The sequence below is a fragment of the Mangrovitalea sediminis genome (genome assembly GCF_002514725.1).
GTDB lineage: Bacteria > Pseudomonadota > Gammaproteobacteria > Pseudomonadales > Oleiphilaceae > Mangrovitalea > Mangrovitalea sediminis.
The window spans coordinates 1-9,175 of record NZ_NTLB01000011.1; the positions used below are offsets into that span (position 1 = coordinate 1).

At 54.1% G+C, this 9,175-nt stretch carries 8 protein-coding genes and 4 tRNA genes; all 12 read right to left on the reverse strand.

The genetic code is table 11. From position 1 onward, the window contains the following. Positions 1–161: GTP-binding protein (locus tag CLR77_RS19795; protein WP_227520022.1), on the reverse strand; the 161-nt coding region annotated here is incomplete at its 3' end. A 56-nt stretch (positions 162–217) separates the two neighbouring features. After that, positions 218–293: transfer RNA gene (locus tag CLR77_RS19800), tRNA-Thr, on the reverse strand. Positions 294–311: 18 nt separating this feature from the next. Beyond that, a tRNA-Gly gene (locus CLR77_RS19805) sits at positions 312–386 on the reverse strand. Between the two features lie 11 nt (positions 387–397). Continuing rightward, positions 398–481: transfer RNA gene (locus tag CLR77_RS19810), tRNA-Tyr, on the reverse strand. 43 nt (positions 482–524) lie between these two features. Beyond that, positions 525–600, reverse strand: a tRNA-Thr gene (locus CLR77_RS19815). Positions 601–631: 31 nt separating this feature from the next. After that, entirely contained in the window at positions 632–1,471 is an 840-nt protein-coding gene (locus CLR77_RS20070; RefSeq protein ID WP_143269451.1) for an SPOR domain-containing protein, read from the reverse strand. 10 nt (positions 1,472–1,481) lie between these two features. Further along, the gene (locus CLR77_RS19825) at positions 1,482–2,195 is read right to left on the reverse strand and encodes a type III pantothenate kinase (protein WP_158227250.1); all 714 of its coding nucleotides are present in this window, start codon (positions 2,193–2,195) and stop codon (positions 1,482–1,484) included. Further along, positions 2,192–3,151: a bifunctional biotin--[acetyl-CoA-carboxylase] ligase/biotin operon repressor BirA gene (gene birA, locus CLR77_RS19830; protein ID WP_097462457.1), complete on the reverse strand. Its 960-nt coding sequence runs from the start codon at positions 3,149–3,151 to the stop codon at positions 2,192–2,194. Before birA ends, CLR77_RS19825 begins: the two co-directional genes overlap by 4 nt. A 150-nt stretch (positions 3,152–3,301) precedes the next feature. Then, entirely contained in the window at positions 3,302–5,689 is a 2,388-nt protein-coding gene (locus CLR77_RS19835; protein ID WP_097462458.1) for a DUF6160 family protein, read from the reverse strand. 11 nt (positions 5,690–5,700) lie between these two features. Beyond that, a complete protein-coding gene (locus CLR77_RS19840) occupies positions 5,701–6,237 on the reverse strand; it encodes a hypothetical protein (RefSeq protein WP_227520023.1) in 537 nt (178 codons plus the stop codon). A gap of 30 nt (positions 6,238–6,267) precedes the next feature. Then, positions 6,268–7,305 carry a hypothetical protein gene (locus CLR77_RS19845; protein ID WP_097462460.1) on the reverse strand — a complete coding sequence of 346 codons (1,038 nt, stop codon included), beginning with the start codon at positions 7,303–7,305 and terminating at the stop codon, positions 6,268–6,270. A 33-nt stretch (positions 7,306–7,338) separates the two neighbouring features. Beyond that, complete coding sequence (locus CLR77_RS19850) at positions 7,339–8,571, reverse strand: DUF6160 family protein (RefSeq protein WP_227520024.1); 1,233 nt, start codon at positions 8,569–8,571, stop codon at positions 7,339–7,341. Positions 8,572–9,175: the final 604 nt, after the last annotated feature.

Here is a 9,175-nt window from a genome sequence, read left to right on the forward strand (position 1 = left end):
GCATTGTCGATCTGGTCGAATGCGCGCGCCTCACCAGTACCCCATACTTCGTGACATACACGAGTCAGAGCAGCCGTCAGCGTGGTTTTACCATGGTCAACGTGGCCAATGGTGCCCACATTGATATGCGGCTTGGTGCGTTCAAACTTAGCTTTGGACATTCGACCAATCTCCTTAGTCAATCAAGGATCGCAACATCAACCGAACTACAAACAAATGGAGCTCATGACCGGAATTGAACCGGTGACCTCATCCTTACCAAGGATGTGCTCTACCGACTGAGCTACATGAGCCTCACAAAAACCGTATTCTGGAGCGGGCAGCGGGAATCGAACCCGCGTCATCAGCTTGGAAGGCTGAGGTAATAGCCACTATACGATGCCCGCAAACAAAATAGTGGTGGAGGGGGCTGGATTCGAACCAGCGAAGCTTTCGCGTCAGATTTACAGTCTGATCCCTTTGGCCACTCGGGAACCCCTCCCGAACAAGCACCACTTTCGGCGGCACCTGCAAAACCTTTTAAATGGAGCTGGCGGACGGAATCGAACCCCCGACCTGCTGATTACAAGTCAGCTGCTCTACCAACTGAGCTACGCCAGCTCTGATCTCGCTCATTTGCGAGGCCGGTATGTTAAGTACTTTTGGGTATTGATGCAACACCCGGACAAGCAATAATTTGAATCTCTCGACCTTTCTTTTGCAAATGACCCATCTCAGCCTCCAGCCATTGGTACTGGCTCTCCGTCAGGCGATCAAACTGCACACGATAAACCGTCTGCTGACGCTCAAAGGGCACTTCCTTAACCTTCAAACCTCGCTCCCGCATCTGCCTTAACAAGGTCTGCGCCGAACCCGAGTGCTCAAATATTCCCAAGGAAATGGAATTTGTCCATTCCCCGCTTGTTACCAGGTAGCTATCAATGCCCTGACGCTGCAACAGACGCAACGCCCGCAAAGCCGCAGATCGATTCGTATAGGGAACAATGATCCAATGATACGGCGGGAGCGGAACATCACGCGACTGACTCTCCCCGACCATCCCCTGTGCGGACGCCCGCCCCACCAAGCCTGTCACTTCATCGGGATCCGTCAATCCGGCCACGACCTCACAACGAAGGCTAGGAGTGGCCGGTGCAACCGGCACAGATGCAGGCGGCGCTTGCGGTTTCACCTCAGGTACTGGAAGCACGGAGGATTTTTCCGCGACTGACGGCGACTTAGGTTGCGGTTGCGGTTGCGGTTGCGGTTGCGGTTGCGGTTGCGGTTGCGGTTGCGGTTGCGGTTGCGGTTGCGGTTGCGGTTGCGGCAAGGATCCTGCCTCGCCAGCCAACTGCAACTCCCTCACCCGGGGGAGTAAATGCATCTGATGAGGGGAAACAGGCACCGGCGGAACAACATGCGCCAACGCCAACAGCCCGATATTCAGCAGACAGAGAACATAAACCAACCACTTCACGAAGCGCATCAGCAATCGAGCACCCTCAGTCGTTCATACCGTCGAGCACAATATCGGGCCAATGCTCAGCCTGAAGGCCCAGAGCCAAAAGGCGGCCAGCGTCTCCACCAGTCACAATTGTCCGCCCTATAGCCTGCTGCCGGCAGTCCCTTTCCAGCCTTTCAATGACCGCGCTCCACAACCAGTTACGCCCATGGGAAACACAGGTAGCCGTCGAGTTGCCAGGCTCAACAGGCTCCCCCTCCTCTACGTCAAAACGCACCTGGGCAGTACCCTGAAGCAACGCATTCTCCAGCATTCGCCAGCCCGGCAAAATATACCCCCCGCCATGTACGCCCTGGGCGTCCACAAAATCGACTGTCAGGGCGCTGCCGGCATCCACCACAACAAACGCGGCACGATACCTCTTCCAAGCAGCTAACATGGCCAGCCAGCGATCCACACCAATGCGCCCCGGATCCCGGTAGGCAAGCCGCAACCCAGCCTGTTCGTCGATCGCCTGATAAACGCGAGGTATGCAACCGAACTCTGCGGACAAACGGGCCAACAAGGATGCGAGGCCTGCCTCGCCGGCCACCGAGGCGACGCGCACTTCACTGGTGGAAGACTGCTGTTGAGACGAAATGGCCTCAAACAGACGTTCGTCGCTCAAACTCCCTGCGCCACGAGCGAAAATCGCCCCGCCTTCAATCAGACGCCATTTAGCCCGAGTATTGCCGACATCAACCTGAAGAATCACGCATCCATCCTGAGACTGATTTCCCCGGATTGAACCACCTCGATACCCTCATTGGTCTCAATGCGATAGGCGCCCCCTGCATCAATCCCTCGCCCAACACCCCGCAAATCACCCGGCAAGGTGTAAACGGACTGATCCCTCAATGCATCTCGCTGCATCCAGCGCTCCCGCCAAGGCGCAAAGCCATTCTGCTGAAACGCCTCCACCGCCGAGATCAGCGCACAGATCATTGTCGCCGCCAAGCGGTTTCTTCCCCCGTCCACCACAAGACCGCTGGCTTTTAGCGATGTCCACGGCTGATCAATCGACGCTTCGTTCCCCGGCTCCATATAAACATTCAACCCCAGTCCCATCACAACACGGCAGGCTGTTTGCAGCTCACCCTGAAGCTCAATCAACACACCCCCGAGCTTTCGCCTTTCAAGCCAGAGGTCATTAGGCCACTTGAGAACAACACCGTCGATGCCCATCGCAGCCAAAGCGTCCGCCGCAGCGACGCCGACGACCAGGCTCAAGCCATCCAGCGATGACATTCCACCCGCCAAGTTAAAAGCGAGGCTGAGGTACAGATTCTGGGCAAAGGGACTCACCCATTGCCGCCCCCTTCGTCCACGCCCGGCAGTCTGCTGCTCGGCGAGACAGACGTCATAGGTAGCCCCACTGGGCTGCTGCGACAAATAAGTATTGGTTGAACCCACAGACGACAAGACCGTCAGCTTCAGGGAGGCCGCCAAGCTAGCAGGAAACTGGGACGCGATGACTGTTGCATCGAGAAGATCCATGCCACCGACAATACGATACCCTTGACGATGCGCCCTTTCGACCGGCACACCTTCCTCATCCAGTTTATGCAACTGTTTCCAGACGGCAGTGCGGCTAACCCCCAAGCGGCGGGCCAACTCTTCACCGGAATGCCAGTCTCCATCGGACAGCATTTCCAATAGGGCTTCTTTCATGTGGACTTCGCATCAATCGGGACATCAAAACCAGTGACTGACGCTTTCCGCCAGGCACACATCGGCTTCGAATCTTTTAACAAAGCAGGATTCAATGCAAGCGATAAAGATCTGGGACGGGCAGCAGAAAACTGGCCCAGACCTCAACTGCTACTGGATTGGGGTCGCCGTGAGGTTTGCCGTGAGGTCGACGTTCTGGATACTCACGCCATACAACATGGTTTGGGAGCCGCCAGTCGGATGCACCAGGTTAACACTCCCGACGTCCAGCTCTTTGAACTGGGTATGCGCTTTGACGGCAAAGCCCAGCGGACGATCCGCTATCTGGGCGGTAGTAGGATTGGTGACATACACATAACCCGCGGGCGCGGTCGGATCCATAATCTTCTCGTCGCCAACATTACCGACGACGCCATTGGAGTCCGGGCCAGTCGTCTTCTTAACGACCTTGGTTTGGTAGACGTCAACGTTCAGCTCAGTCTGGATGCCGAAGGTATTGTCGTCGACGCCATCCCCGTTACAGTCACAGCCGTCGCTGGTATGAAAGTTATCAATAACCAGTTGCTCTCCGGTCCCATTTATAGCATTGCCGTTTGCATCGACCTGGCGATTTGTTTCCCAGGTAATCCGGTTGCGCTTCGTCGCGTCAACGGCGGCGGCAAACACCTGTTTCAGGGAAACCGTAACCCCTTGCTGGCCGCGCATCTCCCAGATACCCCCCCCCGCCGTGCAGGTTGCCGAATCGGTACCGGTTGCGCCCACACAGACATTACCGGCGCCGCCAGGGGAAATGGTCATGCTACTGCCGGTCTCATAGGTCTGGACAACGACCCGCCCAAAACTGCCGCCGGTGAGCTTGTCACCTACGCGAAGATTGCCGATATCCATGGTGCTCCAGGCCTCACCCTTAACGATAGCCAGCCCGGTCGACGTCATGTCAACAGTCATGTTCCGAACATGCATGTCGTAATCGAGGTCACTCGCCCAGATTCCATTACCGTTCTGATCGGCAATCAGGGCCGCGTGTCCCTTGGTAATGTGAACATCCGAGTTGATTGTCAGGCCCGCACCGGATTGCCCGCCGGCACCCAGCGTAATCTGGCCGTTCATGGTGAAGTCGTAGGAGGGATAAAGACCCAGTGCGAGGAGAAGCTCAGTCCCCCCTTGGAGCGGTGCATTTTTATCACCGACCCGGAGGCCATCAAAGCTGTAGCCGCCCTTGACGTTTTCAAAACCGATACGGAGGCCGTCGAAGAACTGGGTATTATTAATAGTGCCAGCCTTGGTCACATTTAGGGTCAGGTCACCCTGCCCCCACGACTTCAGACCACTGAAAATAACAGTATTGCCGTCATCCGTGTAAGACAGGTCTGCGTTGGCCAAACTCCATTCCGTCGCCAAGCGAAGGCCCTGTTTCCCGGCATCCGCCTGACCACCGCCTTCTATATAGACGGCATTGGTGTAGTTAACGCCGCTGACGGTCTGGTCGGCCAACGTAAAGTTCAAATCGATTGAACCAATGCTGTTCCCGGCATCGCCAATTTCAACGTTGGCGATATTGATATTGCCATCCAGTTGCCCCAACGTTAACGCCAGCCCTAACCGGTTATTCCAGTCGGGCGCCACATCGATTCGGAGGTCGCTCAGGTTCAAGTTGCCGGTAATCCCCTGCAATGTCAGAGGATGGGTATCATCGATATACGACAGATCGGCATTATTGATCGTAACCTGCCCGTCCAAGCGCATCCCTTGAGTGCCAAACCGCCCGCCGGCCTGCAGCTTGAGTTCACCGGACAAGTCAAAATCACCTGACAGCGCTCCATAACTGGGAAGAGGCTGACCGGTTGTTACATCATTGGAAACGCCATGGTTCAGGGGATTGTTACTATAACGAATGGCGCCGATGTTAAAGGAACCTGTGAAAGACGGTATTTTGAAATCGAGGACATTGCCCACGGTATCCAGCGTCCAATTCGGCGCATTGAAATTCAGGCTCATGTCATCAAGGAAGACTTCATTACCGTTAGTACGATAACCCAGGCGACCGGCAGACAGATTGTACGACGAGCTGACCGTAATACCCTGAGTCGTCAGGGCACCGCCCGGCTTGATCATCAGTGTTCCCAGCGCACTGCCTTCATCGAAAAAGACGCCGCCGCCACTAACGTTTGGATTATCGGAAAGCACCAGGTCAGAAAACTCGGTGCGACTATCGTTAACCGTGTAAGCGATATCCAGGCTGCCGTCCGACCCGATATCGATGGAAGCAATCTCCTGAGCTCCGGCAGACTTCCCGGAAGCAGAACCAATCTTGACGCCTTCAAGTTTGATTCCGTTACCGTCATCAAAATACCCCAGGCTTCCCGCAGAGACGTTCATCGACATTTCCAGCGTCAGGCCACTTTGCCCGCTAATGCCGGACAAGGTTGAATCATCAAGACGCTTGAGCCCGGCTTGTGCCAACAAAGGCATTGCCGAAGCCGCGATGGTCACGGCCAGTAGTGTCTTCCTGAGCAAAAAATGTCGCTGCGTCATCATTAACAGCCTGCTTACGGATTACCGTCCGGAAAGACCAGCAAATTCCCCTGCATGGTGACCTTTCCCTGCATCTGAACACTGAACAGGTCGGTTTGCTGAAAGCCCGCGTCTGTCGGTCGAGATGTACTACTCGCTGCAATATTCATGGAAACGTTGTCAAACTGCACAACATTCGGCAGGCCGATTTCAAGGACATCACGATTGAAGAGTGCACCGTCCCCACCGAAACCACTGGTTATTTTCCGAGTCCGGATCGTCAATCCCTGGAAAGAAAACTTACCACGAAGATCATCCAGGACCAGCCAACCGCCGTTCTGTTTCATCTGTACCGCAATTCGTGCACCGCAGTGCTTGGTGGTATCGGTACAGGCACCAAAATAGGCGTTTTGGAGCGGACCACCATTTTCATTCAAGGTAATATCCCCGGAGAGATAGATCCCCCCCTGAGCGGCCACTTTTGACATGTCCGCATCATTCATTTTCTTTAACTGCGCCCCCGCAGTCACCGGGACACACCAAGCCAGGACTGCAGAAACGACGATGCCCAAAATAGTCCTGTATCGCATCAGATAACCCTCTTACGGCGCCAGATCATGCGTCGTGATCTTTAGGTGCTGAATCAACAAACCACTCACTTCCGCCGACCCGAAATCCTGCGCACCCACGGAGAAGTCGCCAATTTTCAAATTGCTGCGGTACTCAGGATTCGTGTAGTAGTCATTGTAATAATTCCAGGTTGTCGCATCGCTATCAGCCAACTTGCCGTCTGCCGCAATCATTCCCGCGGCCGGCTTTGGAATATCCTGAATCTGAAAGACGAAATTTCCGGTCCCATCCACATCCAGATACATCGGCTGCAGATTGTTGCCCATCGCCAACTCCAACTGGAAGTTCTTCATAAAGATGGTCGAACCACAACTGGTTCCACTCAGGTCACAAGAGCTGATCGAAAGCTCGGGGGTATAGAAGTTGAGCTTGAACTGAGCGACCAGCCGATGATTGGTGTCGTCTCCCCAAAGCCGTAGGTAGCTACCGTCAATAACCGCACTTTTTGCCTGAATATTGAGGTTATGCGCCGCATTGGTACCCACCTGAACATTCATCTGGATACCGATATCAGGCCGTTCCCCATTAGCATAAGTTGCCGTAGCCGGACGACTGGAGCAGGTTCCCGATCCGGCGACCGCAGCAGGATCCAGACAGTCATATCCTACGGAAGCGGCCACCTTGGTCGGAGCGGCGATCTGCAGTACCGCCTTGCCCGGAATACCGATATTGTCACCATTCAGCAGGTCAATGGTATAAGGGTTGATCAGCCGCCCCAGGTTAACCGGCTGCAGATTGGTGCCGTAATTACTGCCAGCACGAGCAATATACAACTTGTTGACGGTGATATTGACCGCTTCTCCCGTGCTGCTTTTGATGCCGCCGATCTTGAATACCTGGCCGTTCTGCACGTCAGTCCCGTGCTCAAACACGAAATTTTCCATCACCATACCGACGCCGCCGCCCTGAACAGAAGAGAGCTCTTTGTCCGACAGCGCGGCAAGATGCGCTGATGCGCTCCGCGCTAACGCCAGCACCAGCAATCCACCGATGTAAACGGCCTTTCTCATGCTCAGCGATGCCCCATTCAGTCAGTTATCCGGTCAGAACAGCCCTACACCGCGGTCGATGTATTCCGTTCTGTAACGCTGTATTCCGTATAATGCCTGGTCCAAGTTCACCTGCGTGGAGCCACTGGGGATATTGAAAAACGCCCCGGGTCCCGCCGTAATGTAATCCGAAGAAGTCGGATTCTGTTTGGAAACGTCTTTCAGCCACTGGACCGTTTTTGTCTCGAAGGACATAAAAAGGCCACTGGATGGGCCAGTGATATAGTTTTGACCGTTAACGTTCGTAATCTGACCTATCGGAAAGCTATTGTATTGTGACAAAGGGAAGCACGCTTGGATGCCAAGTACTTGGCAATTCTGTGCAACTGCATTCACATCACAGGTTAAAAGATTGCAGTTAGTCAGCGTAATGGGAGAACTTAGCGTCGGACTAATCAGTTTGATAACACCCGCGACCAAGGAACTCACCCCTTTCAGCGTGAAATTCTCCCCATTGGGCAAACCGATATATTGTGCCCTCACAGGATCCAACTGCCCGAGTTTTGGATCATTCTGCGCACCATGAACCAACTGCGCCTGGGCGATGAGAGGACTGCTACCGGCCAGTACCGGCGTCAGGAACTTCACCATCTGATCAAAAAGGTTTCCTTGCGACTTCGCATTCTTGAGCCCCTCACCGTGGTCAACGATCTTGACGTTGACGTTCCCCGTCATGTATTTAATATTTCCCGACAAAACACCTTCGGACTGCCCGAATCCCAAGCGCACCCCTACGATGTCATTGGTTGTCTGATCGTACGCAAACTCCAGGTACGGGTCCTTTATCGTGAAGGGAACAATGTCCCCATTCTGGTAGGCACTCCCATCCGGCTTCAACATGCGCGGCAGCTCGGAATTATAAGGATGGGCCGAGGTGTTTTGGTAATACTGATCGTTCTGGATGTAGCCCAGGCTGAAGTTGTTCACCAGAACATCCGATGAACCCGGTGCCTCAGCTTCACCCCCGGTAGCCGTATCGTTACGGTTATAGTGCCCCAGGTCCAATTTGGCCACATTCAGCTGCGTTTCGACATTCATCCCCAGATTTACCCGGGTATAAGCAACGTTCTGGGTTGGATCTGGGTTGTACTGGCGATCAATGGAGACAAAAGCCTGGCCCGTAATATTGGAAAGCTCCTTGTCGCCAAGGGGCTTTAGCTTCGCCTGCACAACCACCGGACATGCAAATACTGCTGCACATACCAACAAAGGCATAAAAATACGCATAACTTCCCACCTCAGGGCGAAAAACCTTGCTGTCTGAGTTCAAAATCCTTTTTGTTCCTTTCCCTGTGCGCCTTATGTTGTTGTGTCTCTATCGTCCGAAAAGTAAAACGTTTTTATTTGTTTAGTTATTGCACAATTGTAACAGTTGGCAACTCAGGCACTGTGCGTCAATTCATATTCTGGATAGATTTCGAAGGGGCGACAGCGGGGTTTGCAACGTTTTGCATTCACGACCAGACGAACCGAATGCAACGAGAAAAAGTTCCAATAAAATTCAATAGGTTAAATCCTAAATCCTGCATTGGCCCCGTTTGACAAGAATGCAATTTCCGACGGTGCAGACAGCCCTGCAAGGACTGAAAATCAGGCCATAGGACAAGGGGTTTTCACAGGCAGAAGACAGGGAGATCCGTCGTAATTGCCGCAGAAGCATCCTGCCGCGAAGAGGTGTTCAGTGACGTGCCGAAGAGCGGTGTAATGGGCCGTTCGGCCGGAGGAGAGGCCGCGCGGCGTCCAACGCCGGCGCATAAAAAAGCCCCGGCAGCTTTCGCTGTCGGGGCTTGGTATTAAGAGCCTGACGATGACCTACTCTCACATGGGCATA

Excerpts from the sequence above, each read along its gene's own strand:
- birA (WP_097462457.1), bottom strand. The coding sequence starts at position 3,151 with ATGAAAGAAGCCCTATTGGAAATGCTGTCCGATGGAGACTGGCATTCC.
- CLR77_RS19835 (WP_097462458.1), bottom strand. The coding sequence starts at position 5,689 with ATGATGACGCAGCGACATTTTTTGCTCAGGAAGACACTACTGGCCGTG.
- CLR77_RS19845 (WP_097462460.1), bottom strand. The coding sequence starts at position 7,305 with ATGAGAAAGGCCGTTTACATCGGTGGATTGCTGGTGCTGGCGTTAGCG.
- CLR77_RS19850 (WP_227520024.1), bottom strand. The coding sequence starts at position 8,571 with ATGCGTATTTTTATGCCTTTGTTGGTATGTGCAGCAGTATTTGCATGT.